29 protein-coding genes are annotated in these 26,931 nt (G+C 73.9%); 15 read left to right on the top strand and 14 right to left on the bottom strand.

The features are described from left to right. Positions 1 to 191: 191 nt before the first annotated feature. Entirely contained in the window at positions 192 to 1,223 is a 1,032-nt protein-coding gene (locus tag ACIGFK_RS32695) for a hypothetical protein (RefSeq protein WP_376661233.1), read from the bottom strand. A gap of 143 nt (positions 1,224 to 1,366) precedes the next feature. Between ACIGFK_RS32695 and ACIGFK_RS32690 the strand changes: the two genes are divergently transcribed. Next, positions 1,367 to 3,928, top strand: coding sequence for a helicase C-terminal domain-containing protein (locus ACIGFK_RS32690; RefSeq protein ID WP_400054680.1), 2,562 nt, complete (start codon positions 1,367 to 1,369; stop codon positions 3,926 to 3,928). A 227-nt stretch (positions 3,929 to 4,155) separates the two neighbouring features. Next, positions 4,156 to 4,746: a DUF4291 domain-containing protein gene (locus ACIGFK_RS32685; protein WP_400054678.1), complete on the top strand. Its 591-nt coding sequence runs from the start codon at positions 4,156 to 4,158 to the stop codon at positions 4,744 to 4,746. On the opposite strand, the gene ACIGFK_RS32680 is transcribed toward ACIGFK_RS32685, so the two are convergent. Both ACIGFK_RS32680 and ACIGFK_RS32675 read right to left on the bottom strand, forming a co-directional pair. Next, on the bottom strand, positions 4,731 to 5,225 hold the full coding sequence (locus ACIGFK_RS32680) for an N-acetyltransferase (RefSeq protein WP_376661236.1): 495 nt from the start codon (positions 5,223 to 5,225) through the stop codon (positions 4,731 to 4,733). The genes ACIGFK_RS32685 and ACIGFK_RS32680 overlap by 16 nt on opposite strands. After that, a complete protein-coding gene (locus ACIGFK_RS32675; RefSeq protein ID WP_376661237.1) occupies positions 5,222 to 5,806 on the bottom strand; it encodes a peroxiredoxin-like family protein in 585 nt (194 codons plus the stop codon). Before ACIGFK_RS32675 ends, ACIGFK_RS32680 begins: the two co-directional genes overlap by 4 nt. Positions 5,807 to 5,882: 76 nt before the next feature. On the opposite strand from ACIGFK_RS32675, the gene ACIGFK_RS32670 reads away from it, so the two are divergent. Continuing rightward, complete coding sequence (locus ACIGFK_RS32670; RefSeq protein ID WP_376661238.1) at positions 5,883 to 6,509, top strand: TetR/AcrR family transcriptional regulator; 627 nt, start codon at positions 5,883 to 5,885, stop codon at positions 6,507 to 6,509. Here ACIGFK_RS32670 and ACIGFK_RS32665 read toward each other — a convergent pair. The 3 genes from ACIGFK_RS32665 to ACIGFK_RS32655 are packed head-to-tail and all read right to left on the bottom strand — an operon-like array spanning position 6,506 to position 7,973. Further along, positions 6,506 to 7,009, bottom strand: coding sequence for a GNAT family N-acetyltransferase (locus ACIGFK_RS32665; protein ID WP_376661239.1), 504 nt, complete (start codon positions 7,007 to 7,009; stop codon positions 6,506 to 6,508). The genes ACIGFK_RS32670 and ACIGFK_RS32665 overlap by 4 nt on opposite strands. Then, the gene (locus ACIGFK_RS32660; RefSeq protein ID WP_400054691.1) at positions 7,006 to 7,278 is read right to left on the bottom strand and encodes a poly-gamma-glutamate hydrolase family protein; all 273 of its coding nucleotides are present in this window, start codon (positions 7,276 to 7,278) and stop codon (positions 7,006 to 7,008) included. The genes ACIGFK_RS32665 and ACIGFK_RS32660 overlap by 4 nt, the downstream gene beginning before the upstream one ends. Further along, on the bottom strand, positions 7,170 to 7,973 hold the full coding sequence (locus tag ACIGFK_RS32655; RefSeq protein ID WP_400054675.1) for a poly-gamma-glutamate hydrolase family protein: 804 nt from the start codon (positions 7,971 to 7,973) through the stop codon (positions 7,170 to 7,172). Before ACIGFK_RS32655 ends, ACIGFK_RS32660 begins: the two co-directional genes overlap by 109 nt. 142 nt (positions 7,974 to 8,115) lie before the next feature. Between ACIGFK_RS32655 and ACIGFK_RS32650 the strand changes: the two genes are divergently transcribed. Beyond that, the gene (locus ACIGFK_RS32650; RefSeq protein WP_376661241.1) at positions 8,116 to 9,759 is read left to right on the top strand and encodes a DNA repair helicase XPB; all 1,644 of its coding nucleotides are present in this window, start codon (positions 8,116 to 8,118) and stop codon (positions 9,757 to 9,759) included. 162 nt (positions 9,760 to 9,921) lie between these two features. Here ACIGFK_RS32650 and ACIGFK_RS32645 read toward each other — a convergent pair whose 3' ends face one another. Further along, positions 9,922 to 10,110 carry a hypothetical protein gene (locus ACIGFK_RS32645; RefSeq protein WP_376661242.1) on the bottom strand — a complete coding sequence of 63 codons (189 nt, stop codon included), beginning with the start codon at positions 10,108 to 10,110 and terminating at the stop codon, positions 9,922 to 9,924. A 311-nt stretch (positions 10,111 to 10,421) separates the two neighbouring features. Between ACIGFK_RS32645 and ACIGFK_RS32640 the strand changes: the two genes are divergently transcribed. Beyond that, positions 10,422 to 12,497: a HelD family protein gene (locus ACIGFK_RS32640; protein ID WP_376661243.1), complete on the top strand. Its 2,076-nt coding sequence runs from the start codon at positions 10,422 to 10,424 to the stop codon at positions 12,495 to 12,497. Between the two features lie 196 nt (positions 12,498 to 12,693). Here the strand turns inward: ACIGFK_RS32640 and ACIGFK_RS32635 are convergent, their stop codons facing one another. After that, a complete protein-coding gene (locus tag ACIGFK_RS32635) occupies positions 12,694 to 13,380 on the bottom strand; it encodes a copper homeostasis protein CutC (protein WP_376658394.1) in 687 nt (228 codons plus the stop codon). 139 nt (positions 13,381 to 13,519) lie between these two features. On the opposite strand from ACIGFK_RS32635, the gene ACIGFK_RS32630 reads away from it, so the two are divergent. Together ACIGFK_RS32630 and ACIGFK_RS32625 are read left to right on the top strand one after the other, a co-directional pair. Continuing rightward, positions 13,520 to 14,185 (top strand): hypothetical protein, encoded by a 666-nt coding sequence (locus ACIGFK_RS32630; protein WP_376658395.1) that lies wholly within the window; start codon positions 13,520 to 13,522, stop codon positions 14,183 to 14,185. A gap of 78 nt (positions 14,186 to 14,263) precedes the next feature. Further along, positions 14,264 to 15,493, top strand: a complete 1,230-nt coding sequence (locus ACIGFK_RS32625; RefSeq protein WP_400054689.1) for a Cmx/CmrA family chloramphenicol efflux MFS transporter — start codon at positions 14,264 to 14,266, stop codon at positions 15,491 to 15,493. A gap of 13 nt (positions 15,494 to 15,506) precedes the next feature. Here the strand turns inward: ACIGFK_RS32625 and ACIGFK_RS32620 are convergent, their stop codons facing one another. Both ACIGFK_RS32620 and ACIGFK_RS32615 read right to left on the bottom strand, forming a co-directional pair. After that, the gene (locus ACIGFK_RS32620; RefSeq protein ID WP_376658396.1) at positions 15,507 to 15,776 is read right to left on the bottom strand and encodes a DUF4031 domain-containing protein; all 270 of its coding nucleotides are present in this window, start codon (positions 15,774 to 15,776) and stop codon (positions 15,507 to 15,509) included. A 7-nt stretch (positions 15,777 to 15,783) separates the two neighbouring features. After that, positions 15,784 to 16,161, bottom strand: coding sequence for a hypothetical protein (locus ACIGFK_RS32615; RefSeq protein WP_376658397.1), 378 nt, complete (start codon positions 16,159 to 16,161; stop codon positions 15,784 to 15,786). A gap of 1,004 nt (positions 16,162 to 17,165) precedes the next feature. On the opposite strand from ACIGFK_RS32615, the gene murQ reads away from it, so the two are divergent. From murQ to ACIGFK_RS32595, 4 genes are all read left to right on the top strand, one after another. Beyond that, the gene (gene murQ / locus ACIGFK_RS32610) at positions 17,166 to 18,107 is read left to right on the top strand and encodes an N-acetylmuramic acid 6-phosphate etherase (protein ID WP_400054687.1); all 942 of its coding nucleotides are present in this window, start codon (positions 17,166 to 17,168) and stop codon (positions 18,105 to 18,107) included. Between the two features lie 52 nt (positions 18,108 to 18,159). Then, positions 18,160 to 19,704 carry a PTS transporter subunit EIIC gene (locus ACIGFK_RS32605; RefSeq protein WP_376658399.1) on the top strand — a complete coding sequence of 515 codons (1,545 nt, stop codon included), beginning with the start codon at positions 18,160 to 18,162 and terminating at the stop codon, positions 19,702 to 19,704. 108 nt (positions 19,705 to 19,812) lie between these two features. Next, positions 19,813 to 20,403 (top strand): GNAT family N-acetyltransferase, encoded by a 591-nt coding sequence (locus ACIGFK_RS32600; protein ID WP_386472970.1) that lies wholly within the window; start codon positions 19,813 to 19,815, stop codon positions 20,401 to 20,403. A gap of 358 nt (positions 20,404 to 20,761) precedes the next feature. Continuing rightward, entirely contained in the window at positions 20,762 to 21,328 is a 567-nt protein-coding gene (locus tag ACIGFK_RS32595; protein WP_376658401.1) for a GNAT family N-acetyltransferase, read from the top strand. A gap of 9 nt (positions 21,329 to 21,337) precedes the next feature. Here ACIGFK_RS32595 and ACIGFK_RS32590 read toward each other — a convergent pair whose 3' ends face one another. Then, on the bottom strand, positions 21,338 to 22,783 hold the full coding sequence (locus ACIGFK_RS32590) for a hypothetical protein (protein WP_400054669.1): 1,446 nt from the start codon (positions 22,781 to 22,783) through the stop codon (positions 21,338 to 21,340). A gap of 96 nt (positions 22,784 to 22,879) precedes the next feature. Here ACIGFK_RS32590 and ACIGFK_RS32585 point away from each other — a divergent pair, with 96 nt between their 5' ends. Then, entirely contained in the window at positions 22,880 to 23,083 is a 204-nt protein-coding gene (locus ACIGFK_RS32585) for a hypothetical protein (RefSeq protein WP_376658403.1), read from the top strand. Between the two features lie 3 nt (positions 23,084 to 23,086). Here ACIGFK_RS32585 and ACIGFK_RS32580 read toward each other — a convergent pair whose 3' ends face one another. Next, positions 23,087 to 23,737, bottom strand: coding sequence for a hypothetical protein (locus ACIGFK_RS32580; RefSeq protein ID WP_400054667.1), 651 nt, complete (start codon positions 23,735 to 23,737; stop codon positions 23,087 to 23,089). Beyond that, the gene (locus tag ACIGFK_RS32575) at positions 23,734 to 23,952 is read right to left on the bottom strand and encodes a hypothetical protein (protein WP_376658405.1); all 219 of its coding nucleotides are present in this window, start codon (positions 23,950 to 23,952) and stop codon (positions 23,734 to 23,736) included. Before ACIGFK_RS32575 ends, ACIGFK_RS32580 begins: the two co-directional genes overlap by 4 nt. A gap of 115 nt (positions 23,953 to 24,067) precedes the next feature. Here ACIGFK_RS32575 and ACIGFK_RS32570 point away from each other — a divergent pair, with 115 nt between their 5' ends. Both ACIGFK_RS32570 and ACIGFK_RS32565 read left to right on the top strand, forming a co-directional pair. Continuing rightward, positions 24,068 to 24,904, top strand: a complete 837-nt coding sequence (locus ACIGFK_RS32570) for a Scr1 family TA system antitoxin-like transcriptional regulator (RefSeq protein WP_376658406.1) — start codon at positions 24,068 to 24,070, stop codon at positions 24,902 to 24,904. Then, positions 24,888 to 25,106, top strand: a complete 219-nt coding sequence (locus tag ACIGFK_RS32565) for a DUF397 domain-containing protein (RefSeq protein WP_376658407.1) — start codon at positions 24,888 to 24,890, stop codon at positions 25,104 to 25,106. The genes ACIGFK_RS32570 and ACIGFK_RS32565 overlap by 17 nt, the downstream gene beginning before the upstream one ends. A 4-nt stretch (positions 25,107 to 25,110) precedes the next feature. Here the strand turns inward: ACIGFK_RS32565 and ACIGFK_RS32560 are convergent, their stop codons facing one another. Then, on the bottom strand, positions 25,111 to 26,277 hold the full coding sequence (locus ACIGFK_RS32560) for a S8 family peptidase (protein WP_400054664.1): 1,167 nt from the start codon (positions 26,275 to 26,277) through the stop codon (positions 25,111 to 25,113). A 245-nt stretch (positions 26,278 to 26,522) separates the two neighbouring features. Here ACIGFK_RS32560 and ACIGFK_RS32555 point away from each other — a divergent pair, with 245 nt between their 5' ends. Beyond that, complete coding sequence (locus ACIGFK_RS32555) at positions 26,523 to 26,876, top strand: protease inhibitor I9 family protein (protein WP_400054662.1); 354 nt, start codon at positions 26,523 to 26,525, stop codon at positions 26,874 to 26,876. Positions 26,877 to 26,931 lie beyond the last annotated feature (55 nt).

The following is a 26,931-nucleotide window of genomic DNA, read 5'->3' as shown; positions in this document are numbered from 1 at the left end:
GGGTGCCGCTGCGCGGAGCAGGCCCCGCCCCGCCCTTTCACCGTTTCCTGGGGCTCCGCCCCAGACCCCGCGCCTCAAACGCCGGCGAGGCTGGACGGTCGGGCGCAGCCGAACCCCCCACCCACACGCCGGCCCACCCCCCACCCGCACCCAATGGCGGGCAAGGCCCGCAGGGGGAGGAGTCCCGCCCCCTACCGCCTCCGCGCCCGCCACACCAGGTACGCCGCCGAGGCGATGCCCGCGCCCCTCAGGAGCCAGGGCCACATGCCCTGCAGGGCCACGTTCAGCTGGTCCTCCGGCAGGGCCTCGCCCCAGCGGCCGTTCATGCGGCCCCACACCCACACCACCGCGCCGGTGAGCACCACGCCGGGCGGGCCGAAGACGGTCCACTTCCGTTCGGCGGGGCCCAAGGCGCGCGAGGCGTACGGCAGGAGCCAGCCGACCACCAGCAGCAGCCAATAGCCACTGACCACCCCCGCCAGCAGCACGGCCGCGGCAAGCAGGAGGAAGGCGTTCGGGCGCGGCCGGGCGGCGGGGGCCTCCTCGGCCGCCGGCTCCGCTGCGGCCGCCTCCCGCTTGGCGCGCCGCCGGTCGCGCAGGAAGCGTACGAGGCTCCGCGCGCGCCCCTCCCCCTCCCCGCCCGCCGGGGTCTTCCGCTCGGCCGGGTCGGCGGGCTCCTCCTCCGCCCCCTCCTTGAACAGGTCCGGGATCTCGATGCCGCCCGCGAACCCCTCGACCTGCGGTCCCCGCCCGTACGCACCCGGCGCGACCCGCCACCAGTCGGGCTCGGCTCCGCCGGACGGCCCGAGTTCGTCGAGACCGGCCAGGTGCGGCGGCACGTTCTGGGGCTCGGCCGCGGGCCTCTGCGGCGGCACGGCTTTGCGGCGCAGCAGGCCGGGGCTCCGCTGGGCGGGTACGGCCGGTCCCGGGGCGGGCTCCGGGCTCGCGGCAGCGGTGGGCGCGGAGGCCGACGCGCCGGCAGGCGCAGAACCGGACAGCGACCCCAGCGCGTCCAGGACCTCCTCCGGCGTGCCGATGCGCTCCAGGATGCGGCGTACGGCCGCCGGGGTCTCCGGGTCGTACTTGGCGCGCCGACGGTCGATCTCGTCCCGCAGCCCCGCCACCAGCCTCATCCGGTCGCCGGACGAGAGCTGCCGCCGCTGCGCCAAGTCCCCGACACGGCTCAGATATTCGTAGACCAGATGGTCGCTTTCGATCCCCATGCCCCGGCTCCTCCCGATCCCGCTGCCCGAAAGGTAGCGCGTGCGCCCGTGGAGCGGCCGCGGGCGCAGCGGATACCGTTGGCCGGATGGGGGCCGGCCCACGCACCGGCCGGCTGACCGGCCGAGGCGACAAGGAGGCGACTGTGCCCGACGCAAGCACTGCGGGAGCAGCGGGAGCAGCAGCGGCATCCAGCGGAAGCGGCCGAAGCGGCGCGAGCACCGCAAACGACGCGAGCAGCGGAACCAGCGCAAGCGGCACGAGCACCGCAAGCACCGAAACCAGCGCAACCACCCCCGCCCCCCGCTCCCTCGCCGAGGCGCTCCGTGCCCGCGACGACGCGGCGCTCGCCGCCCTCCTCCATGCCCGCCCGGATCTGCTCAGCCCCGTTCCGGGCGACGTGACGCAGCTGGCCACCCGCGCCGGGACCCGGGCGTCGGTGGTGCGGGCCCTGGACCGCCTCGACCGGTTCGCGCTGCAGACCGCCGAGGCGCTCGCCGTGGCCCCCGAGCCGTGCCCGTACGAGGTGCTGGAAAACCTGCTGACCGGCGGCGAGACGGAAGGCACGGGCGAGCAGGCCCGTGCCGCGCTCCCCCGCGCCCTCGGCACCCTGCGCGACCAGGCGCTGGTGTGGGGCGACGAGGAGCGGCTCCGGCTGGTCCGCACCGCCCGGGAGCTGCTCGCGCCGTCCGCGCAGCGGCCCTCCCCCACGGGCCTCGGCCCCACGGTCTCCGAGGCCACGGCCGGGATGTCGCCGACCCGGATCCAGGAGATCGTGGCGGCCGCCGGGCTGCCCGCGACCCACGACCCGGTGTCCGCGGTGACGGCACTGACCGCCCTGTTCACCGACCGGCCAAGGATGTCGGCACTGCTGGACGAGGCCCCGGCGGAGGCGCACCAGGTGCTGGGCCGGCTCGTCTGGGGTCCGCCGTACGGCGAGGTGACGCCGAACCCGACGGCTCCGGTGCGCTGGCTGCGCGACCGGGGGCTGCTGCTGCCCGCGTCGGCGCGGACGGTAGTGCTGCCCCGCGAGGTGGCGCTGCACCTGCGGGGCGGGCTCGCGCACCGTTCCGTGGAGCCGGTGGCCCCGGCGGTGCCCGCGCACCGCGAGCACCGTCCACAGCTTGTGGACGCGAACGCGGCCGGGCAGGCGCTGGCCGCGCTGGCCACGGTCGAGGAACTGGTCAAGTCCTGGGAGCACGCCGGTCCGCCGGTGCTGCGCGCGGGCGGGCTCTCCGTACGGGACCTGAAGCGGACCGCGGTCGCGCTCGACGCGACCGAGCCCCAGGCGGCGTTCTGGATCGAACTCGCCTATGCGGCGGGTCTGCTGGCCAGTGACGGCGAGGCCGACGAGCGCTACGCGCCCACGCCCGCCTTCGACGACTGGTGCGAACTGCCGCCCGCGGAGCGGTGGTCGGCCCTCGCGGCGGCCTGGCTGCCGGCCACCCGGACGCCGGGGCTGGTCGGCGAGCAGGACGCCAAGGGCCGCACCCTGTCGGCGCTGGGCCCCGAACTCGACCGCTCCGGCGCTCCGGAGGTGCGCCGGCGTGTCCTCGAACTCCTGGCCGACCTGCCCGAAGGCGCCTCGGCGGACCCGGACGCGATCCTCGCGCGCCTCACGTGGGAGCGTCCCGTGCGCGGTACGAGCGAACTGCGCGCCCGCCTCGCGCGGTGGACCCTGGCGGACGCGGAGGTCCTCGGTGTCACCGGGCGCGGCGCGCTCTCCGGCCCGGGCCGGGCGCTGCTCGCGCACGGCGACCCCGCCGCCCTGCTGGCGCCGCTCCTTCCCGAGCCGGTGGACCACGTCCTCCTCCAGGCCGACCTCACGGCGGTGGCGCCGGGCCCGCTGCGCCGTCCGCTCGCCGAGGTGCTGGCGGTGCTGGCGGACGTGGAGTCCAAGGGCGGGGCGACCGTGTACCGCTTCACGCCCGGATCGGTCCGCCGCGCCCTGGACTCCGGGCGGGCCGCTGCCGACCTGCACGCCTTCCTCGCCGAGCACAGCATCACGCCGGTGCCGCAGCCGCTCGCGTACCTGATCGACGACGTGGCCCGGCGCCACGGGCACCTGCGCGTCGGGGCGGCGTCCTCGTACGTGCGCTGCGACGACGACGGCATGCTGAACGAGATCCTGGCCGACAAGCGCTCGGCCGGCCTGGGCCTGCGCCGCCTCGCGCCGACCGTCCTGGCGGCCCAGGCCGACCCGACCGCCCTGCTCGACGGCCTGCGCGCGATGGGGTACGCCCCGGCAGCTGAATCCCGTACCGGCGACGTCCTGGTGGCCCGCGCGGACGCCCACCGCACCCCGGACCGGCAGGCTCCCGTGCCGGTGCCGGACGGCCCGCCGATCCCGGACGAGACGCTGCTCGGCGCAGCGGTACGGGCGATCCGCGCGGGCGACGTGGCGGCGACCGCGGTCCGCAAGGAGCCGGCGTCGGCCTCGGCATCGGCGGCGTCCGTCGCCCCGGGCGAACTCCCGCGCACGAGCGCGGCGGAGACCCTGGCGACGGTCCAGGCGGCGGCCCTGACCGGGTCGGCGGTGTGGATCGGCTACGTGAACGCGGAAGGGGCGGCCAGCCAGCGGGTCATCGCCCCGGTGCGGGTGGAGGGCGGCTTCGTCACGGGCTACGACCACACGGCGGACGAGGTGCGAACGTACGCGCTGCACCGGATCACCGGCGTGGCCGAACTGGCGGAGGAGCACCTCTAACCCGGCCCAGCCCGGCGCGGCCCCGGCCCGGCCCCGTCCGCCGGATTCCGTGCGGCGCCGTTCCCGGGGCTCCGCCCCGGACCCCGCGCCTCAAACTCCCCCAGCTACCGCTGGGAGGTGCCCCCTGGCGGGGCTGGATTCTGCCGCCCGGCGGGGCCGGATGGCCGTGCCGCCCCGCGTGGAAAACGGCTGGCGCCCGTCGCAGGCGTCCCGCCACCCTTGGGGCCATGCAAGACGTACCCACCCGCCAGATCCGCGCCGCGCACACGGACGCGACCGTCACCGTCTACCAGGCGTACGCCCCCCACCTCGGCGGCCCGGCCGCGCGTGACGGCCGGTTCCCGCCCGCCTGGAAGCGCGAGCGGATGACGTGGATCAAGCCCTCGTTCCTGTGGATGATGTACCGCTGCGGCTGGGCCGCCAAGCCCGACCAGGAGACGGTGCTGGCGGTCGAGATCACCCGCGACGGCTTCGACCGCGCGCTGCGCGAGGCCTGCCTGTCGCACTACGTCCCCGGCGTGCACGCGGACCGCGCGGCCTGGCAGGAGTCGGTGCGCACGACGTCGGCCCGGGTCCAGTGGGACCCGGAGCGCGACCTGCACCTCGACCCGCTCCCGTACCGCTCGCTCCAGCTGGGCCTGTCGGGTCCGTTCTCACGTGCCTACGCCGACGAGTGGACGGTCTCCATCCGCGACGTCACCCCGCTGGCCCGGGAGATCCACGGCCTGGTCCGGGCCGGGGACGGCGACGCGGCCCGCGCACTGCTGCCCGTGGAAACCCCTTACGCCGCCGGCCCGTTGCCTCACCTGGGCGCGTAGTCGATCCGCCCGGCGTCGAAGGGCCACGCCTCGGCGAGCCAGCGGCTGACGGTCTCGTACACCGGCGCGTCGAGGTGCGCCCGGTCGGCCCGCACCCAGGAGCTGACCTGCACGCGCTCGGGCTGCTCCTTGCCGGGGTGGATGTAGAGGCAGCCGATCACCTCCGCGCCCTCGCCGTCCCCTTCGAGGACGCTGTACGTGAACGCCCGGCGCTCGGCGAAGTCCCGTGCGTGCCGCTCCAGGTCGGCCAGGTTCGCCTCGGCGGACATCCCCTCCGCGGGCGGCCATCCCCGCCCGACGAATCCGGGTGTGGCCCGTACGTGCGCGATGCTCCCGCTCCAGGCGGCGAGGTCCCGCTCGTTGTGCTGCGGCCCGAGCGGCTCCAGGCGGAAGCCGTCGCCGACCGGTGTGCGCGGCACCTCGAAGCCGGCGGGCACGAAACCCTGCCGGCCATCGCCGTTCTGCTGATCGTCGCTCATGCCCGGACCCTACGGGCCTCCTCCGCCAGCGTCAGCAGCTTTTCCACCGGCCACTGGTCGTCGACGTGCTCCCCGTACCCGGCGGCCAGGACCCGCCCGTCGGGTGCGATGAGGAAGTCCGCCGGGAGCCCGTAGCGCCCGCCGTCCGGGAAGAACGACGGCGCCTTCGCCCGGCCGCGTGCCAGCTCGACGAAGCCGTGGGCGAGCGCGCGGAGCACCGGCCCCCAGGCGCGGGGGCTGAGCAGGGACCGGTAGGACGACTCGACGCCGTACTCGGCGTACAGCCGCTTGTCCGGATCCGCGACGACGGCGAAGGGGAAGTCGGCGACGTGCTCGCGCAGTTCGCCGGCGGTGGAGTGGAAGACGACGACCTCCCGGATCCCGGCCGCCTCGATCTCGGCGTGGCGGCGCACGACGGAGCGCAGGTGCAGGTGGCAGACGGGGCAGCCGGCGAACCGGCGGAACTGGAGGTGGATCAGCCGGTCGGGGCCTGCGTCCGGGTCGGGGACGGCGACCGGCGTGCCGTCCGTGACCGAGGTGAGGGTGCGGGTGGGGACTGCGGAACCTGCGGAGAGCTTCATCGGAGCCGGGACCTCCCGTTTAGGCGTATGCCGTACACCTAACAGCGTAGGCGTATGCCGTACGCTGTCAACCACCATGCCCCGACCCCGCTCGCTCACCCCGGCCCGACTGGCCGCCGCGGCCCTCGCCGTCATCGACCGCGACGGACTCACCGGACTGTCCATGCGCGCCGTCGCCGTGGAACTCGGCATCAGCACGATGGCCCTGTACCGCTACGTCCAGGACCGCGAGGAGCTCGAGGCCCTCGTCGTGGAACTGGTCCTCAGCGCGGTCGACCCCACCCCGCCGGCCCCCGCCCCCGGCCGCCCGTGGCAGGACCGGGTCACCGAGCTCGTCGCCCGGCTCCGCGGCGCGGTGGCCGCCCACCCGGAGGTCCTGCCGCTGGTCCTCACCCACCGCCACCGCTCCCCGAGCGTGATGGGCTGGGGCGAGACGCTGCTCGGGGAGCTCACCGGGGCCGGCATCGGGCCCGAGGAGCGCATCATCGCCCTGCGGGCCCTGCTCGCCTACGTGATCGGCGCGGTCCAGCAGGAACACCTCGGCGCCCTCTCCGGCGCGGGCACGGCAGCCATCGCCGAGCTCCCGCCGGAGCGGTTCCCCTACCTGACCGAGGCCGCGCGCGGAGCCCCGGCCCTCACTCCGGACCGGGAGTTCGACGGCGGCCTGGCCCTGCTGCTGCGCGGCCTGGCCCGGCCCGCCTAGGCCGTCCCTCCGAGGCGGGGGCCGAGGTCGGCCCCGGGGTCGACCCCCGGGTCGAGGTCGAGGTCGAGGTCCACGAACGCCACGGTGTCCCCGGGCAGCACGTAGCGCTCGACCTCGGCGAACCCCCGCGCGAGCGCGAAGCGCAGCCCCTCCGGGTTCGTCTCCAGCACCACGGTCCGGACCGTGGCGGCCCCGAGCTCCCGGGCCTGCGCCAGCCCGTGCCCGTACAGCCGCGAGCCGAGGCCGCGGCCCCGGTGCTCCGGCAGCACCCGCGCGATCACGACCACCGGATCGTCCCCGGCGGCCGGGCGCACCGTCATGCAGCCCACGAGGGCGTCCCCGAGGTACGCGACGTCCAGCCGGTTGCGCCCGGCCCGCTCCCGCACCTCCTCCGGGGACAGCGGGGCCGTGGGAACGACCAGGTTGTGGACGTGCCGCCAGTCCCGGAGCAGGCCGTCGCCGTCGCCGACGGCCCGCTCGATGCGCAGGCCGCCCGTCATCCGGGGATCACGGTGGCTTCACCGGTCCGCACGATCCGCTCCTGTTCGGCGACGGCCGCGCGGCACGCGTTCACGAAGGCGGTGAAGGCGCCGTTCGTGTTCGCCGAGCGCGTCTCCGCGCTGCCGTTCCTGGAGAACAGGCTGTCCCGCAGCTCCCGCGTCATCTCCAACTGCGCGCCGCCCTGGGCCGGACTGCCGTCGAAGGGGCGGAAGGTGCGGTTGCAGATGTTGGCCGGGAGGTCGCCGTCGAGCCCTTCCCGGCCCGGCAGGACCGGGATCCCGATCCTTTCGAGCTCGGTCCTGAGCAGCGCCTTGAAGCCCGCGTTGCCCCGCCGATCACCACGCCCCGCTTGTCCGGGTACTGCGCGGGGTCCCAGGAGTCGGGGACCGCCTGGTCCCACTTGCATCCGTGCACGCTGAGGACGATGCGGCTGGCGTACGTCATCGACAGCGCGACCGGGTCGTCGCAGAGCGCGGAGGTGACGTGCAGCTCGTCGTTGTCCTTGCTGCGCAGCCCCTCGAACATCCAGTAGTCGTACTGCGGCGCGCCGACGGCGGTCAGCTGCCCCTCGGCCTTCGGGGCGTAGCCGGCGATGCCCAGGCACACCTCGCTGGTCCCGACCTCGATGCCGCCGCCGTGGACCGCCAGGACGGTGGTGAGGGCGTGCGGGGTGTGCGTCTCCCTGTCGACGTCGGCCTTCTCGTGCCGGTGGTACCGCCGGGCGTAGTCGTGGCCCTCGCCGAAGCCCGGGCCCTTGGCCGCGAGCTCGCGGTACAGGTCGGTGTTCGTGCGCCCGGTGCCCGCCGACGCGCTCGCCCCCGCGCCCGTTCCCGCGCCCGCGCCCGTTCCCGCGCCCGCGCTCGTCCCCGCGTACGCCGGCGTCGCCGCGAGCCCGCCGGCCGGCGGCGCTCCCGCCGCGGCCGCCGCGAGGCCGGTCAGTAAGGTGCGCCTGCTCGTCACCATGAGGTTCCCCCGTCGAACCGTGATCCGATTTCGGCCCGGGCAAGCTAACACGCCCCGGCCTCCCTTCCCCTTCCGAATAAGGCAAACTGGAGGTTTGGCCGCCCGCACCCGGGTGACCGCCCCGCGTCGGAAAGGTACGTGCGTGAACGGGCCTCTCATCGTCCAGAGCGACAAGACCCTCCTCCTGGAGGTCGACCACGAACTCGCCGGAGCCGCGCGCCGCGCCATCGCTCCCTTCGCCGAGCTGGAGCGGGCTCCCGAGCACATCCACACCTACCGGATCACCCCGCTCGGCCTGTGGAACGCCCGGGCCGCCGGGCACGACGCCGAGCAGGTCGTCGACGCGCTCGTCGAGTACTCCCGCTACCCCGTCCCGCACGCGCTGCTCGTCGACGTGGCCGAGACGATGGCCCGCTACGGCCGCCTCACGCTCTCCAAGCACCCCGTGCACGGACTGGTCCTGACCAGCACGGACCGGCCGGTGCTGGAGGAGATCCTGCGGTCCAAGAAGATCGCCCCGCTCGTCGGGGCGCGGCTCGACGCCGACACCGTGGCCGTGCACCCGTCCGAGCGCGGGCAGATCAAGCAGACGCTGCTCAAGCTGGGCTGGCCGGCCGAGGACCTCGCCGGGTACGTGGACGGCGAGGCGCACCCGATCGACCTGGCCGAGGACGGCTGGGCGCTGCGCCCGTACCAGCAGCAGGCCGTCGAGGGCTTCTGGCACGGCGGTTCCGGGGTGGTCGTACTGCCCTGCGGCGCCGGCAAGACGCTGGTCGGCGCGGGCGCCATGGCCAAGGCGAAGGCGACGACGCTGATCCTGGTGACGAACACGGTCTCGGCCCGCCAGTGGAAGCACGAGCTGGTGAAGCGGACCTCGCTGACGGAGGACGAGATCGGCGAGTACTCCGGTACCCGCAAGGAGATCCGCCCCGTCACCATCGCCACGTACCAGGTCCTCACCACGAAGCGGAAGGGCGTCTACCCGCACCTGGAGCTCTTCGACTCCCGCGACTGGGGCCTGATCGTCTACGACGAGGTGCACCTGCTGCCCGCGCCGGTCTTCAAGTTCACCGCCGACCTCCAGGCCCGCCGTCGGCTCGGCCTGACGGCCACTCTGGTCCGCGAGGACGGCCGCGAGTCGGACGTGTTCTCGCTCATCGGGCCGAAGCGTTTCGACGCCCCGTGGAAGGAGATCGAGGCGCAGGGCTACATCGCCCCGGCGGACTGCGTCGAGGTCCGAGTGAACCTCACCGAGTCGGAGCGGCTCGCGTACGCGACCGCCGAGACGGAGGAGAAGTACCGCTTCTGCGCGACGACGGCGACGAAGCGGAAGGTCACCGAGGCGCTGGTGCGCAAGCACAAGGGCGAGCAGACCCTGGTGATCGGCCAGTACATCGACCAGCTCGACGAGCTCGGCGAGCACCTGGACGCGCCCGTCATCAAGGGCGAGACGTCGAACGCGCAGCGCGAGAAGCTGTTCGACGCCTTCCGCGAGGGCGAGATCAACGTGCTGGTGGTGTCGAAGGTCGCGAACTTCTCCATCGACCTGCCGGAGGCGACGGTCGCCATCCAGGTGTCGGGCACCTTCGGCTCCCGCCAGGAGGAGGCGCAGCGCCTGGGCCGCGTACTGCGCCCGAAGTCGGACGGCCACGAGGCGCGGTTCTACTCGGTCGTCGCGCGCGACACGATCGACCAGGACTTCGCGGCCCACCGCCAGCGCTTCCTCGCCGAACAGGGCTACGCGTACCGGATCATGGACGCGGACGAACTCCTGACGAGCGACTGACGAACGCAGTGCCTGGGGCTGGGATGCCGCGCAGCGGCATGTTCAGCCCCGCCAGGGGGCACCTCCCAGCGGTAGCTGGGGGAGTTTGAGGCGCGGGGTCCGGGGCGGAGCCCCGGCAGCGGCGCGGCAGCCGACCGGCGGACGGCCACCCCGACCGGGAGGTCAGCGGCGGATGACGCCCGCGTCCTCGGCGTACTCGCCCAGGACCACGACGCTCACCGCCGCCGCCGCGAAGACCTTGGCCGCGCGCAGCGCATTGCCGACGAAGTGCCGGGAGTGGGAGCCGGTGGAGGTGGCGGTGGCGCCGCTCGGGCGGCCGCCCTGGATGGGGGTGAAGGTTGCGGTGCTCATGTATCCATGGTGCGCTTCCGGCCGTCACCGCACATCGCCCTGCGGGCGGAATCCCGGGGCCGCTGGGGTCCTCCTGGGGGCTCATGCCGCCCCCTAGTGGGTCTGCCCAAAGGGTGACGGCCCCCGGTCCGTCACCCGGACGGAGGTCCCGGGCCGGCGGGACTTCCGGCCCCCGAATCCGTTCGCGCAGCCGGGCCGCGGTGACTAGAATCTCCGCTCTTGCCGCCTCCCACCGCCGCACCGGGGAGAGCCGCCCACCGGACGGAAACCGGCGGGCCAACTGTTCCGCACCAGCAGCTGGAGGCAGTCCCGTGCCCGCGCACGCCCCCGAGTCCGACCCCGTCGTGAACCCCCTGACCCGCGAACGTTCGCACCTCGCCGCCTCCCGCGCCGCGCTCCGCGCCATGCGCGAGGACGTGGAGGCCCTGGACATCCGCGACGTCACCGCGAACTGGGTCAACGCCGTCGTCCTCCAGGCCCAGATCGACGACCGCATCAAGGCCCTCGCCGACCTGTCCCACACCCCCCTCTTCTTCGGCCGCCTGGACTACCTGCACGCGCCCGGCGCGGAGCTCGCGGAGGGCGCCGAGGGGGAGCAGTTCTACATCGGCCGCCGTCACGTCCACGACGCCGGCGGCGACCCGATGGTCATCGACTGGCGCGCCCCGGTGTCCCAGCCGTTCTACCGGGCCTCCAAGCAGGACCCGCAGGACATCGGCCTGCGCCGCCGCTTCGGCTACACCGGCGGCGAGCTCACGGCGTACGAGGACGAGCACCTCTCCGACCCGGCCGAGGCGGATTCCGTCAGCAAGCTGCTCCAGCAGGAGATCGAGCGCCCGCGCGTCGGCCCGATGCGGGACATCGTCGCCACGATCCAGCCGGAACAGGACAAACTCGTCCGCTCGGGGCTGTCCGGTTCCGTCTGCGTGCAGGGCGGCCCCGGCACCGGCAAGACGGCGGTGGGCCTGCACCGTGTCGCGTACCTGCTCTACGCGCACCGCGACCGCCTCGCCCGCACCGGCACGCTCGTCATCGGGCCGAACCGGTCCTTCCTGCACTACATCGAGCAGGTCCTGCCCGCGCTGGGCGAGCTCGAGGTCAAGCAGGCCACCGTCGACGACCTCGTGGCCCGCGACGGCCTGGAGGTGCGCGGCACGGACGCCGCCGGGACCGCCGTGGTCAAGGGCGACGCCCGGATGGCGGAGGTGCTGCGCCGGGCCCTCGAATCGCACGTCACGGCGCCCACCGAGGCGCTGATGGTGGTGCGCGGTTCACGCCGCTGGCGCGTGCCGTCGTACGAGCTGGCGGAGATGGTCGAGGAGCTCCAGAACCGCGACATCCGCTACGGGGCCGCCCGAGAGGCGCTCCCGCAGCGCATCGCGCACGCGGTCCTGGTCCGGATGGAGCAGGCGGGCGAGGCGCCGGACGACCGCGTCCAGGACTCGGTGGCGCGCAATGCGGCGGTGAAGGCGGCGGTCAAGGAGATCTGGCCGCCGGTCGACCCGGCGAAGCTGGTGCTGCGGCTGCTCTCCGACCCGGAGTTCCTGGCGGAGCACGCCGCGGACGTCCTCACCGCGGACGAGCAGAAGCTCCTCCTGTGGCCGAAGCCGTTCCGCAGCGTGAAGTCGGCGAAGTGGTCGGCGGCGGACCTGGTCCTGATCGACGAGGCGGCGGACCTGGTGGAGCGGACGCATTCGCTCGGCCACGTCGTCCTCGACGAGGCCCAGGACCTCTCCCCCATGCAGTACCGGGCGGTGGGGCGGCGCTGCACGACGGGCTCGGCGACGGTCCTGGGCGACCTCGCGCAGGGCACCACCCCGTGGGCCACGCGCAGCTGGGACGAGGCCCTCGCGCACCTGGGCAAGCCGCAGGCGGTGGTCGAGGAGCTGACGGCGGGCTTCCGCGTGCCGCGCGAGGTGATCGCGTACGCGTCGCGGCTGCTGCCGTCGATCTCCCCGGGGCTGGCCCCGGTCTCCTCGGTCCGCGAGACCCCGGGCTCGCTGCGGATCGCGGCGACGGATGACCCCGCCGGCCTGAATCCGGCGGTCCTCGCGGCCTGCCGCGAGTCCCTCGCGTACGAGGGCTCCATCGGCCTGATCGCGGCGGACGCCCGCATCCCGGTCCTGGCGGAGGCCCTGCGGGAGGCGGGCCTCGCCTACCTGTCCCCCGGCGAGGAGACGACGGCCGAGTCCCGCCTGACCCTCGTGCCGGCCTCCCTGGCGAAGGGTCTGGAGTACGACTACGTGGTCCTGGACGAGCCGGCGGCGATCGTGGACGGCGAGCCGGACGAGCGGACCGGCTTGCGCCGCCTGTACGTCTGCCTCACCCGGGCCGTCTCGGGCCTGGCCCTCCTCCACGCGGCCCCCCTCCCGGCGGCCCTGGCCTGACTCGCCGGGGCCGGATGTGCCTGCGCTGGACCGTCGTGTGCGGCGCCGCTTCCGGAACTCCGCCCCGCACCCCGCTCCTCGAACGCCGGAGGGGCTGAGATTGCCGCTGCGCGGCAGTCCAGCCCCTCCGGGCGATATCCAGCCCCGCCGGCGATTGAGGCGCGGGGTGCGGGGCAGCGCCCCGCGGGCCGGCCGGTCAGGACAGGGCGGCGCGCCACTCCGCGACGGCCGCCGCCGAGACGGGCCGCCCCCACCCGTCGGGACGCGCCGCTCCGCCGATGTGGAACGCGTCGACACCGGCCTCCCGAAGCACCGGCAGGTGCGACAGCGCCAGGCCGCCGCCGACCAGGATCCGCGCCCTGTACCCCGGCTCTCCCCGCCGCGCCGCCTCCGCCAGCAGCACCGGCAGGCCCTCCTCGACCCCGGCCGCGGAGCCGGCCGTCAGGTAGGCGTCCAGCCCCGGCAGCTCCGCCAGCGCCTTGCGCAGCCCGTCCCGGTCCGCCGCGCGGTCGATGGCCCGGTGGAAGGTCCACCGGCAGCCGTCCAGCTCCGCCACCAGCGCCTCGACGGCGGCCAGGTCGGGGCTGCCGTCCGGGTTCAGGAAGCCGAGGACGAACTCCTGCGCCCCTTCCGCCCGCAGCTCCCGTGCCGCCTCCACCAGTACGGAGACGTCGCCCGCGGCGAAGCCGTCCGTCTTGCGGAGCATCACGCGCAGCGGGATGTCGACCGCCGCTCTGATCGCCGCGAAGGTCTCGCGCGGCGGGGTGAGCCCGTCGGCGGCCATGTCGGTGACCAGTTCGAGTCGGTCCGCCCCACCGGCCTGGGCCGCGATCGCGTCCTCAGCGTCGAGGGCGATCACCTCCAGGAGCGCACGGTTGCTCATTCGATGCCGTCCTTAGTCCGGGTGTCCGGGTGTCCGGGTGTCCGGGTCCGGTATGGGAAAATAGGTCTAGTCCAATATCAGGGTACGGGTCTCCGCCCGCGCTCCACCAGCACAATCACGCCACCCGCACAATGTGCCCATGGACACAGGCACCCCGCACGACGACACCCCCGCCCTCCGGGCGCACTGGCAGGCCACCGTCGCCGCCGCCGGCGCCTCCCCCGACCGCGACCCCGCCCCGTACGCCGACCGGCTCCTCGCCGCCTGGGCGGAGCCGCAGCGCAGGTACCACACCACTGCGCACCTGGCCGACGTACTCGGGCGGATCGACGTACTCGCCCCGCACGCCGCCGACCCCGCCGCCGTCCGGCTCGGGGCCTGGTTCCACGACGCCGTCTACCGGCCCGACCGATCCGAGAACGAGGAGCGCAGCGCCGCCATGGCCGAGCGCGCCCTGCCCGAGCTCGGCGTGGACGCCGCCCGCACCGCGGAGGTGGCCCGGCTGGTCCGGCTCACCGTCACCCACGACCCCGCCCCCGGCGACACCAACGGCGAGGTCCTCTGCGACGCCGACCTCGGCGTGCTCGCCGGCACCCCGGACGCCTACGCCGCGTACACGGCCGCCGTCCGCGAGGAGTACGGCTTCGTCCCCGACGGGGCCTTCCGCACCGGCCGCGCCGCCGTCCTGCGCCAGCTGCTCGGCCTGCCCCGGCTCTTCCGCACGCCGTACGGAGCCGAGCACTGGGAGGGACCGGCCCGCGCCAATCTCACCGCCGAACTCGCAGGGCTCGCGGAACCGTCCTGACGGCGGGGAATTTGATCGTGTTCACACCGGTTGCTATCAGTCATGCCCGCTGATGCCGCACGCCCCTCCCCCGCCCGCATGCCCGTGGCCGTCTACGTCCTCGGACTCTCCGTCTTCGCACTCGGCACCAGCGAGTTCATGCTCTCCGGGCTGCTGCCGCCCATCGCCGAGGACATGGGCGTCACCATCCCGCAGGCGGGCCTGCTCATATCCGCCTTCGCCATCGGCATGGTCATCGGGGCGCCGCTGCTGGCCGTGGCCACCCTGCGCCTCCCGCGCCGCACCACGCTCATCGCCCTCATCAGCCTCTTCGGCCTCGGGCAGATCGCGGGCGCGCTGGCCCCCTCGTACGAGCTCCTCTTCGCCTCCCGCGTCGTCTCGGCCCTCGCCTGCGCGGGCTTCTGGGCCGTCGGCGCGGCCGTCGCCATCGCCATGGTCGACAAGGACCAGCGGGCCCGCGCGATGGCCGTCATGATCGGCGGCCTGTCCATCGCCAACGTCCTCGGCGTCCCCGCCGGCGCCTTCCTCGGCGAGCACCTGGGCTGGCGCTCCGCGTTCTGGTCGGTGGGCGCGGCCTCCGCGATCGCCCTGGCCGGCATCCTGGCACTCATCCCGCGCATCCCGCTGCCCGCCGAGCGCCCCACGCTCCGCCGCGAGCTGCGCATCTACCGCGACCGCCAGGTGTGGCTGTCCGTCGGCATCACGGCCCTCGCCGCGGGCGGCGTCTTCTGCGCCTTCAGCTACCTGTCGCCGCTGCTCACGGACGTGGCCGGGCTCGACGCGGGGTGGGTCCCGTGGATCCTCGGCCTCTTCGGGATCGGCGCCCTGGTCGGCACCACCATCGGCGGCCGGGTCGCGGACGCGCACCTCTTCGGCGTCATGATCTGGGGCATCACCGCCTCCACCGCCTCCACCGCCTTCCTCGCCGCCCTCGCCCTGCTCGCCTCCACGGCGGCCGCGGCGATCGCCCTGTCCTTCCTGCTCGGCGTCTCGGCCTTCTTCACCGCCCCCGCGCTCAACGCCCGCATGTTCAACGTCGCGGGCACCGCCCCCACCCTGGCCGGCGCCACCACCACGGCCGCCTTCAACCTGGGCAACACCGGCGGCCCCTGGCTCGGCGGCACCGTCATCGACGCGGACCTCGGCTTCGCCGCCACCGCCTGGGCGGGCGCGGCCATGACCGTCACGGCCATCGCCCTCACCCTGGCCGCCCTCCGCCTGCACCGCCGTACGCCCACCCCGACGCGCGTCGTGGCCACGTCGACGCCCGCCGCGCACGACTCCGCCCCGGCGTCCGCCCGCGCATAGGACCCGTACGGCCCTACGCCTGCGCCCGCCCCTTCGGGCGGCGCAGGCCGGCTTGGGTGATGCGGCGGACCAGTTCCTTGCTGCCGATCTCCACCGCGCCCGCGGCGACCGCGTCCGCGTAGCGGTGCGAGGGCACGTCGTAGTGGTCCCGCTCGAAGGCGCGCGGCGGGCAGCCGATCGACGCCGCGAACGCGTGCAGCTCCTCGTACGAGACGTCGCTGACCAGGTGCGACCACATGCGGCCGTGGCCCGGCCAGGTCGGCGGGTCGATGTACACCGTCACCCGCGGCTCACCGGCCCGGGTGGAAGACCGGCCCGAGGGCGCCGACCGACGCCACCCTCACACCCGCCTCCGAGCACACCCAGTGCGGGTCGGCACCCAGCTCCGGTTCCACGTCCAGCGCGTGCGGCTCGCCGTGCGTACAGACCGGGCACAGCGGCCAGCGGCCGTACTTCTCCAGCAGCGCGTCCTGGACGTCCTGGGCGACGAGTCCGGCGAGGTAGTCGACGCCCTCCGGCCACTGCTCCACCCACCACCGGCGGTGCGTGACCGAGTCCTCGACGAGGGAGACGACATCGGCATCGGCGACCTCGCCGGCGGCGAGGTCGGCGAGAACAAGTGCACGGGCGACATGCAGCGCCTGTTCCAGGGGGGTCGCGTGGTCCATGCGCTCATTGTCAACCGTTCGTGGCGATGTTAGCCACTATCGGCTGAATCACCTTGAACCGGAGTGCCCGGTTGTCTCTCCGAACGGTCCCGGGAGACGGGGAACCGCGCGAGCTGGTCGCTTCGGTCCCGGCAGGTCTTTTCGCCCTGACGGGGCGTGCCTGTGGTCCTTGGCTGGCTTGCGGTCCCGCGCGCCCCGGGGCGGGGGACGGCCTGGCCGGCAGCCACCACGAGTCCGCGGTGGCAGGCCATGGCGCGCAGGCGTTCCCGGAACTTCGCGGTGGGGAGCGGCGACGGTGCGCCGGAACGCCTTGCCGCGTTGGCCGCGCCCAACGTCCTCCATGGAGAGGGGCAAATCTGCGAAGCCCGGCCGGCTACCCGGCGGGCCCACGTGGCGACGGGCCCTCTTGAGGAGGGTCCGTATGGCGTCTTGCCGCCACCTTGGCCTGAAAATAGATTTCGCGTGTGAGCAGAAGGCCGAGGAAAACCTTCACCCACCCGCCATCGGCCCCGCCACCACACCCGGCGGAGCCCGCCCCGGTCGAACCCACAGCCGCGGACGGCGGGACGGCCGAGCCCGGCGCAGCCGACACGGCTGGGCGTGCGTGCCTCGCCCCACCATCGCCGCCATCGCCAGCCCCGGCCCCGCCCGCCGCCTCGCTCACGGCGCGGGTGCGGAGTCCCGGGCCCTCCATGACGCGCTCCATGCAGGCCGTCGCCGGAGCCGTGGCCTCCGATCCCGCCGGGTACGCCCCGCTCACCGTCACCGCCCTCGCAGAGCGCACCGGTACCAGCGAGGCCACCGCCATCCGCACCGTCCGCCTCCCCGGCTACCGCGACCTGCGCCTCGCCGTCACCGACGCCGTCCAGCTGCGGCCCGGCGACGTGGCCGTCGCCATCACCCACTCGCCATCACCCACTCGCCGTCGCGCAGCAGACGTACGAGCGGGCCGCGCCCGCGCTCACCGCCTCGTACGAGGCCCTCGCCCACCGGCACCCCGCCCGATAGGACCCCCCGTGACCGCGTACGCCGAACTCCGCGCCCAGCTCGCCACCCTCACCACCGAGGCCTTCCGCCCCGAACTCGCCGAGATCGACCGGCTGTCCACCCTCGACATCGCCCGCACCATGAACGCCGAGGACGCCACCGTCCCGGCCGCCGTCGCCGGGGAGCTGCCGCGGATCGCCGCCGCCGTCGACGCGATCGCGGTACGCATGGCACGCGGCGGCCGGCTCGTCTACGCGGGCGCCGGCACCGCCGGCCGGATGGGCGTGCTCGACGCCAGCGAGTGCCCGCCCACCTTCAACACCGACCCGGCCGACGTCGTCGGCCTGATCGCGGGCGGCCCCACCGCGATGGTGAAGGCCGTCGAAGGCGCCGAGGACTCGGCGGAGCTGGCCGCGGCGGACCTCACCGCGCTCGCCATCGGCCCGGACGACACCGTCGTCGGCATCTCCGCCTCCGGCCGCACCCCGTACGCGATCGGCGCCGTCGAGTTCGCCCGCAGCCGCGGCGCGCTCACCGTCGGACTCTCCTGCAACGCGGGCTCCGCGCTCGCGGCCGCCGCCGAGCACGGCATCGAGGTGGTCGTCGGCCCCGAACTGCTCACCGGCTCCACCCGCCTGAAGGCCGGCACCGCGCAGAAGCTCGTACTCAACCTCATCTCGACGATCACCATGATCCGGCTGGGCAAGACCTACGGGAACCTCATGGTCGACATGCGCTCCTCGAACGAGAAGCTGCGCGCCCGCGCCCGCCGCATCGTGTCCCTGGCCACCGGCGCGCCCGACGAGGAGATCGAGGCCGCACTGTCCGCCACCGGCGGCGAGGTCAAGGACGCGATCCTCGTCATCCTCGGCGGGGTCGACGGCGACGAGGCCGCCGGACTCCTCGCCGCCTCGGGGGGCCACCTCCGCGCCGCCCTGGCCGCCACCGAGACCCGCTGACCGCCCCCACCCCCACACGCCGGCCCACCCCGACAGCGAGGCGACCCCCACGATGCCCACCGAGCCCACCGAGCCCGCCAAGCCCACCGAGCCCACCGGGCCCACGGGACCGACCGCCCCCGCCGACAAGAACCGCGCCACGGCCGCCGCGATCCTCCCCCTGGTCGGCGGCCCGGACAACGTCACATCGATCGCGCACTGCATGACCCGCCTGCGCATCGCCCTGCGCGACCGCTCGCTCGTCGACGACGACGCGCTGAAGGCCCTCCCGGCGGTGCTGGGCGTGGTCGAGGACGACACCTACCAGATCGTGCTCGGCCCGGGCGCCGTCGCCCGGGTGACCCCGGAGTTCGAGGCGCTGGTGGAGGAGGGCCGCTCGGCGGCCGCCGCCTCCCGCCACCCGGTGACGGCGCAGGAGCTCCAGGCCCGGGGCGCGGCGCTCAAGGAGGCCCGGAAGGCCCGCAACGCCACCCCGGTCAAGCTCCTCCTGCGCCGCATCGCGAACATCTTCGTCCCGCTGATCCCGGCCCTGATCGGCTGCGGTGTGATCGCGGGGCTGAACGGCATGCTGACCAACCTCGGCTGGCTCCCGGCCCTGGTCCCGGCGCTCGCCGCGATCGCCTCCGGCTTCATGTCGCTGATCGCGGTGTTCGTCGGCCACAACACGGCCAAGGAGTTCGGCGGGACGCCCGTCCTGGGCGGTGCGGTCGCCGCCATCATCGTCTTCCCCGGGGTCGCGAAGATCACCGCCTTCGGCCAGGAACTGAAGCCGGGCCAGGGCGGCGTACTCGGTGCACTGGCCGCCGCGCTCCTCGCGGTCCAGGTCGAGAAGTGGTGCCGGCGCCGGGTGCCGGAGGCCCTGGACGTCCTGGTCACCCCCACCCTCACGGTGCTGGTCTCGGGCCTGGTCACCCTCTTCGGCCTGATGTTCCTCGCCGGTGAGGCCTCCGCCGCCATCGGCTCCTTCGCCAACTGGCTGCTCGCCACCGGCGGCGCCTTCGCGGGCCTGGTCCTCGGCGGCCTCTTCCTCCCCCTGGTCATGCTGGGCCTGCACCAGGCGCTGATCCCCATCCACACCACGCTCATCGAGCAGTCCGGCTACACCGTCCTGCTGCCCATCCTCGCGATGGCGGGCGCGGGCCAGGTCGGTGCGGCGATCGCCGTCTACTGCCGGCTCCCGCGCAACGGCTCGCTCCGCGCCACCATCAAGTCCGCGCTCCCGGCCGGTTTCCTGGGCGTCGGCGAGCCCCTGATCTACGGCGTCTCCCTCCCGCTGGGCCGCCCGTTCATCACCGCCTGCATCGGCGGTGCGGCCGGCGGAGCCTTCGTGGGCCTGTTCAACCAGCTCGGCGTGGCCTTCGGCTCCACCGCCATCGGCCCGTCGGGCTGGGCCCTCTTCCCCCTCCTGGACGGCAAGTCGGGCATGGGCGCCACGATCGCCATCTACGCGGGCGGCCTGGTGGTCGGCTACCTGGTGGGCTTCGCCGCCACGTTCTTCTTCGGCTTCACGAAGCAGATGCTGGCCGACCTGAACACCGACCCGGACCCCACGGGGGCCGCCGCCCCCGAACCGGCGAAGGAACCGGTGCCGGCGTGACTCCCGTACCGGCGACGCGACGACGGGGGCCATGAGGGGCATCCGGGGGGGCACGCACGGGGCTAGTACGAGGCAAGCACGGGGGAAGCACGGGGCGATGATGCAGCAATGATCGACGAGATACCCCCCGTGGTCCCGGCCGGCCGGATGGCCGCCCTCCCCCAGCCCGACTTCGCCCTCCCCGGCGGGATGCTGCTGCGCCCGTGGCGGGCGTACGACGCCCCCGCGCTGGTCGCCTCGTACGAGGACCCGGACATCCGGCACTGGAACCGCCCCGCCCGCCGCACCCCCGCCGAGGCCGAGGCGCACGTCGCCCGCCTCCGCGACCTCTGGCAGGCGGAGGAGGCCGCGGTCTGGGCGATCGCCCCGGCCGCCGGGGGCCCGGCCGTCGGCCTGATCGGCCTCGCCGACCTCGATCTGCGGGGCGGCAGCGGGGAGTTCCTCTACTGGCTGCTCCCCGCGGGCCGGGGCTCCGGGGCGACGGTCGCGGCCACGGCCCGCATCACCCGCTGGGCCTTCGAGGACCTCGGCCTGTACCGCCTCCGCATCACCCACTCCGTGCACAACCCCGCCTCCTGCGCCGTCGCCACCAAGGCCGGCTTCCCCCTGGAGGGCACCATGCGCGGCGCCCTCCTCCACGCGGACGGCTGGCACGACGAACACCTCCACGCCCGACTCCGCACGGACGCCCCCGCATGAGGTACCTGCGCACGGCCGTCCCCCGCGGGCCATCCGGGCGGGGCGCGGGTCCCGCCCGGCACGGCGCCCCGGGCCAAGGAGGGCCGTGCGGCGGATGCCTGCCGGCCACGACCACCCTCTGGCTCCCCCTGTACGGCGCAGGCATCGCAGCCCAGGCAGGCACCCTCACCCGGCTCCGCGACCGCGACCGCGCACGGGCCGGGGCCGGGGCCGCCCGCCCGGATCAGGCTGCAGCTCCCCGCTCACCAGCGGCGCCGGCGCCGACCCGTCATCCATCCCCCCCCCCCCCCAAAATCCCGCCCCGGAGTAGGCGGATACTCGGAAGACCCGGCCGTGGCCGCTGTGGCAGTTTGTGCGCATGACGCAGCAAGAAGTCACCACGACGGCGCACTTGGAGCACATGGACGGCCCGGCCGCGGTCCGGGCCTCGGACGCCTTCAGGCTGATCTACGCCGAAGTGTTCGCGGAGCCCCCCTACGACGAGACCGAGGAGGACGTCTCCGCCGCCTTCCGCCGCTTCCCCGTACAGACCGCCAAGCCCGGCTTCCGCGCCGTCCTGGCCCGCACCGCGGACGGCGGGCCGGTCGGCATGGCGTACGGCTTCCTCCTCGGGCCCGACGCGGTGTGGTGGGACCAACTGACCACGCCCGTGGCCGACGACGTGCGCCGCGAGGACGGCCACCGCACCTTCGCCCTCATGGAACTCGCCGTACGCGGCCCGTGGCGCGGTCAGGGCCTCGCCGGGCGCCTGCACACGGCGCTGCTCGACGCCGTCACGGCCGAGCGGGTGCTGCTGAACGTCCTCCCGGCGAGCGGGGCCGCGCCGGCCGCCTACCGGGCCTGGGGATACCGCAAGGTCGCCGAGGCGCAGCCGCTGGGCCCGGGCACGGACCTCCGCGACGTGATGCTGCTCGATCTGCGCTGAAGGCAGGGCTCACTTGGGCGGCTCGGCCTGCTTCTGGACGGCTCGGGCCTTCTCCATGAGCTCCTGGTAGGGCATCTGCGCCGTGGAGCCGCGCACCACCGAGAGTCCGTACCGGTCGATGGCCCTTTCGTTCGCCAGGGGAAGGTTGGGCTTGAGGTCTATTCGGGCGCCCGGCGGCGATACGTCCACGACGACGCGCGGCCACTGGCTGCTGGCCACCCTGAACACCGTGATGCGCTGCGGACCACGGGTCACGTTCAGGATTTCACTGCTGTTCGAGACGTTCGACCGGTACATGTACTTCGTGTGGGGAGGAAGGGTTACCTTCTCCTTCCTGGCCACCTCCGCGAGATCCTTTTCCGCAACCCCGGAGCGCTCGTAGTCAGGAGGAACCTTCATCCTGTCCTTCCTGATCACGTACACCTCCGTCTGCGCCCTGATCGCCTCGTACGGGCGGCTCGCCGGATCGTCGACCTCCACGACCGAATCCTGTGCGACCTCCTCCCCCGGATTCAGCACGCGGCCCACCGGCACGACGAATGCGCCGTCGTAGATGAGTTCGTCCTTGGCCGGCTTGTCCTTGACCGACGTTCCCTTGGCCGGCTTGGTCTCGGGGCGACTGCTCGCGGGCACGCCGTGGATCCAGTACTTGCTGTCGAGCACGTAGACCGGAACCTCGCCCGCGTTCTTGACGTACAGATGGACCGTCACGTACATCGGCCCCCCTGCCTTCTCCAGATTCGACTCCCTGAACTCGGCTCCGCTCTCCACCAGCGGGGTCTTCACATAGGGGACATAGATCTGCGAATAGGCCAGGTTGGCGCCGGCGAGAACGGTGGAGATGACCGCCCCGATCGCTATCCTCCCAGGGTTGTGAAGGCCCTTCCAGGCCCGGGACTTGACGAGTTCGACCAGGGCCAGCGAAGACCCGACGGTCAGGGCGATGCCCAACAGGGTGTAGCCGGTGAACCGCTCGCCGATCTGCAGCAGGAGGAGGGCGATGCCACAGAGGAGGGCGATCACGACTCCGGCGAGAACGACCACCCCCGAGTAGCGCCATCGGCGCTTCCCCCAGTAGTCGATGCAGGCCGCGGCGGCACAGGCCTCCACCAGGGACGCGACGAGGATGGTGAACCCCGCGATGCGTCCGCCGTAGGTCAGGGCGTTCCCGCTGTCGGATATTCCGATCCGGAAGAGGGGACACACCGTCGCGAGCAGGCCGATGAACACCAGGAAGCCGATCGTCCGCCGTCGCCACCCCCCTCGGTCCGGCCACACAGTGCTGTCGCCGCCGAACCAACGGATGTCGTGCCCGCGTTCCACACCGGCACGGTCCAGAAATCTTTGGAGTTCCCAGGGAGACCAGGCCTTTCCCACGGTCTTGCCGTCGATCGTGACCTTCCGCAAGCCGAGGTCGTCAGGCGCCCCCACGGAGACCTCCCGCGTGTTCGCCATAACACCAGCCTGCCCCTTGACCGCCGACGCCGCCTCTGGAGCGTCCGAGTGCGCGAACGACGGCGCAGGGCGAAGCTGGTACCGAGAGGAGCCCCCATGCGCAGACGAATCCTCGCCTTCACCGCCGCCCTCGTCCTGGCCGTCCTCGGTGCCGCGCTCCCCGTCGCGCAGGCCGCCGCCCCGGCTGTCACCGGACCCGACTGCGAGAAAATGGGGGGAACGGTGGAGTACGACTCCGCCACCGCCCTGTGGACCTGCATCGGCGGCGAGCACGACGGCGATCCCATCACCACGAAGTGAACTTCAGCCGGCGGCGGCGCGCCGCATGAAGCGCACCAGGTCATCGGCACCGTAGCCGACCCTCGGCCCCCGCTCGGCCGCCATCAGCAGCAGCTGGCCGACGATCTCGGCGCCCCAGCCGTCCGTACCGTCCGCCGACCACTCCCACAGCTTCTCGACGCCCAGGTCGTTCATGAGCAGCCCGTGCTCCCGGTGGACCTCCCGCACGGTCTCGGCGACCGCGTCCAGCAGCCGCGCCCCCGGCCGCTCGCAGCGCAGCCCGAAGTACCCGCCGACCTCTTCCACCGAACACCCCTGCGGCGGTCGCGCCTTGAGCCCCTCGTAACGGGCGTCCTCGAACTCCGGACACTCCCCCACCGGACAGTGCAGCAGCGTGAACCGCTGCCACCCCGGCGGCGGAGGCGGCTGCGGCCGCCACGCCGTCAGCCCGAAGGCCTCCTGTACGAGCGCGGTCGCCTCGTCCGCCGTCTCCGCCGTGCGCACCTCCCGCCGCTCGCCGTCGTCCCCGACGGCCGTCCAGAGCCCGCCGCCGTCGCACCGCACCCGTACGGAAAGCCCCGCGCCCCTGCGCCGCCACGCCCCGCCGACCAGGGCCGCCTCCAGCGCGTGCAGCCTCCAGCCCAGCTCGAAGCCCCACTCCACCGCCTCGCTCACGGGTGTGCCCTCTCGTGGAGTACGGCGGCCAGCCGGAGCGCGGTGTCCAGGTTGCAGCGGCCGAGGTCGACCAGCGGCAGGCCGTAGGTACCGGCGGCGGAGACCCCGTCCACGTCGAGGGAGGGGAACACCACCCCGACCCCGGCCAGGGACTCCTTCAGCTGCCGGACGGCCTCCTCGGCCGCCTGCATGCGCTCCTGGGAGGAGAGCACCATGACATGTCACCTTTCTACTCTGCGTATCCGACTTCGACACACAGCGTGGCGACGGGCTCGCTAGCCTTTCAATGCGGACACCGCAACAACCGCACGTGTTGGTCAGGGAGTTGCCATGCCAGGAAAGAACCTCGACCCCTCCTCCTCACCCCGCGCCCTCCTCGGCGCCGAACTCCGCGTGGCGCGCGAGCGCGCGGGCATGAGCCAGACCGAGCTCGGTGAACCGCTCTTCGTGAGCGGCTCGTTCATCGGCCAGCTGGAGGCGGGCACCCGCCGGATGCACGTCGATTTCGCCCGGCAGATAGACGACATCCTCGCAACGGACGGCTTCTTCACGCGGAACTGCGGGGCAGCGGCGAAGTCCAAGTACCCGGACCACTTCGCGGCTGCGGCTGAGGCGGAGGCGCTGGCCACTTCCATCCGGGAGTACGCGCCGCTGATCATCCCGGGTCTGCTCCAGACGGAGGCGTACGCGCGGGCGGTGTTCCGCGCGTACCAGCCGACCGCCACCACGGAAGTCATCGACGAGCTGGTCACGAACCGGCTGGCCAGGGCCGTGCTGCTAACCGACCCAACAACGCCAATGTTGTGGACCGTCCTTGACGAGGCGGTACTCCGCCGCAAGGTGGGGAGCGGAGCAGTCATGGCCGAAGCTTCGAGGCATCTCGCGGCGCTGATCCACTCGCATCGGGTCATCGCCCAGGTAATCCCGTTCAAGGCAGGAGCCCATGCGGCCTTGGGTGGTCCCCTCAGGCTGATGCACTTCGACGATGCTCCACCGCTCGCCTACGTCGAAGGCCTGGGAACAGGACTCCTGTTGGACGATCCGGCCACGGTCGCCCATCACACGCTGACCTACGATCTCCTCACGGCCAGTGCGCTCTCACCCCAAGAATCCCTGGCTCTGATCGAGTCCGTGGCGGAGGATTACTCACATGACCAGCATGCCTGAGTACGACCTTTCAGCAGCCACCTGGCGCAAGTCCAGCTACAGCGCCGGTGACGGCGGCAACTGCCTGGAGATGGCCACCTGGCAGAAGTCCACCCACAGCGGCGCCGGCGCCATCGCCCCCGTCCGGGACTCGAAGGTCCCGGACGGCCCCCACGTCGTCTTCACCGCACAGGCCTGGGCCGCGTTCGTCGCGAGCCTCTGACGACTCACAGGCCGCCGGTGTACAAGAGCCGGTTCGGGGTGCCCGGGCCGACGCCGGTCACGACGTCCTTCGTGGACTCGTTGACCAGCCAGCCCGCGACCTCCGCCGGGGCCGCGCTCGGGTGCGCCTGCTTGTAGAGGGCGGCGACGCCGGTGACGTGCGGCGTGGCCATCGACGTGCCGTTGAGGGCCACGCTGCCGCCGCCGAGCTTCGCGGAGACGATGGCCTGGCCGGGGGCGTAGAGGGTGACGCACGGGCCGTAGTCGGTGAAGCCGGTCTCTTCGTCGAACTGGTCGGACGCGGCGACCGTGACCACACCCGTCGCGGACGCGGGCGAGAAGCTGCACGCGTCAACTGAGGAGTTGCCCGCCGCGACGACCGGCAGCACGCCCGCTTCGAACAGGGCGGTCGCCGCGTTGTTCACGGCGGCCGACCGGTCCCCGCCCAGGGAGCCGTTCAGCACGGCCGGCTGCCTGGCGTTCTTCGCGACCCAGTCCATGCCCGCGATGACCCCCGACCACGAGCCCGAGCCGTCGCACCCGAGCACCCGGACGCTGACCAGGTTCGCCTTGCGCGCCACCCCGAAGGTCGCGCCGGCGACCGTGCCCGCGACGTGCGTGCCGTGGCCGGTGCAGTCCTGGCCCTGGCGGCCGTCGCCGACGGCGTCGAAGCCGAAGGCGGCCCGGCCGCCGAATTCCTCGTGCGCGTAGTCGATGCCGCTGTCGAGGATGTACGCGGTCACCCCGGCGCCGTCGCCCCGGGTGGTGAAGTCCTCGTCCAGCGGCAGGTTCCGCTGGTCGATCCGGTCCAGCCCCCAGGAGTTGGACGGTGCCCGCAGGGCGGTCGGCATCGGCACCTGGACCGAGGCGTCCTCCTCGACCGACTTCACCCCGGCGGCGGCCCGGACGGCCGTCAGCTCGCCCGGGGTCAGCGGCACGGCGAAGCCGGTCATCGCCGAGGTGTAGACGAACGACGGCTTCAGGCCGAGCTCCCGCGCGAGCTTCGCCGCGTCCTGCCCCTCCTCCAGGGTCACGATGTACCGGCCGGGCACCGGATCGGCCGCCGTGAGCAGCGGTGCCGGGGGCGGCTCCGGTGCGGCGGAGGCCGTGCCCGCCGCGATCGGGGGCACGGCGAGGAGGGCGGCGGCGGCCAGACGGGCGAGCAGGCGCATGGACGGAACTCCCTGACGGGGTCGAAGGTCGGCACGGTGAGCCGCCCGCGGCGACGGGTGCCGTTGCGGGTGCGGCCCTTCCTTCCCATCGGGCGCCGCGTCGGCGCGGCTTGAACCACCGCCCCCCACCTGGCCGATCGCCGACCGGGCCGCCACCCGCCGACTCACCCGTACGGCCCGCCCGTGCTCCCGCCGCACCCGCGGGGCTCGTTGACCGGCCCGGCCGCAGGTGGTGGCCTCGCCGCATGAGCAACCCCTTGAGCCTGCGCCGGGCGCTCCCCGTGGGCGCCGTCGTACTGGCCGCCGCCCTGCCCGCCCATGCCACCACCGCCGGACCCGGACCGACGCCCGTGCCCGCGTCCCGGGTGGCGGCCCCGGCCGACCACCCCACGTACATCGTCACCGTGCGGCGCGGCCTCGATCCGGGGGCCGTCGCGCAGGCGTACGGGATCACGCCGGTCCACGTCTTCCGTACGGCGATGAACGGCTTCGCCGCCCCGCTCTCCCCCGGGCAGGTCGAGACGCTCCGGGCGACGGCCTCGCTCGTGGAGTCGGTCGAGGAGGACGGTTCCGCTTCCTCGGGCGGGCCGGCCGCCTGAGTCGGGCAGGGCGCACGCCCCCTGCGCGCCCCCCGAGGGCCGCCGTGCGCCCTTG

Source organism: Streptomyces sp. NPDC085524 (assembly GCF_044541755.1).
In the GTDB taxonomy this organism is placed as follows: Bacteria; Actinomycetota; Actinomycetes; order Streptomycetales; family Streptomycetaceae; genus Streptomyces.
The sequence above is the reverse complement of the archived record's forward strand: the minus strand, read 5'-3'. Positions and strand labels throughout refer to the sequence as shown.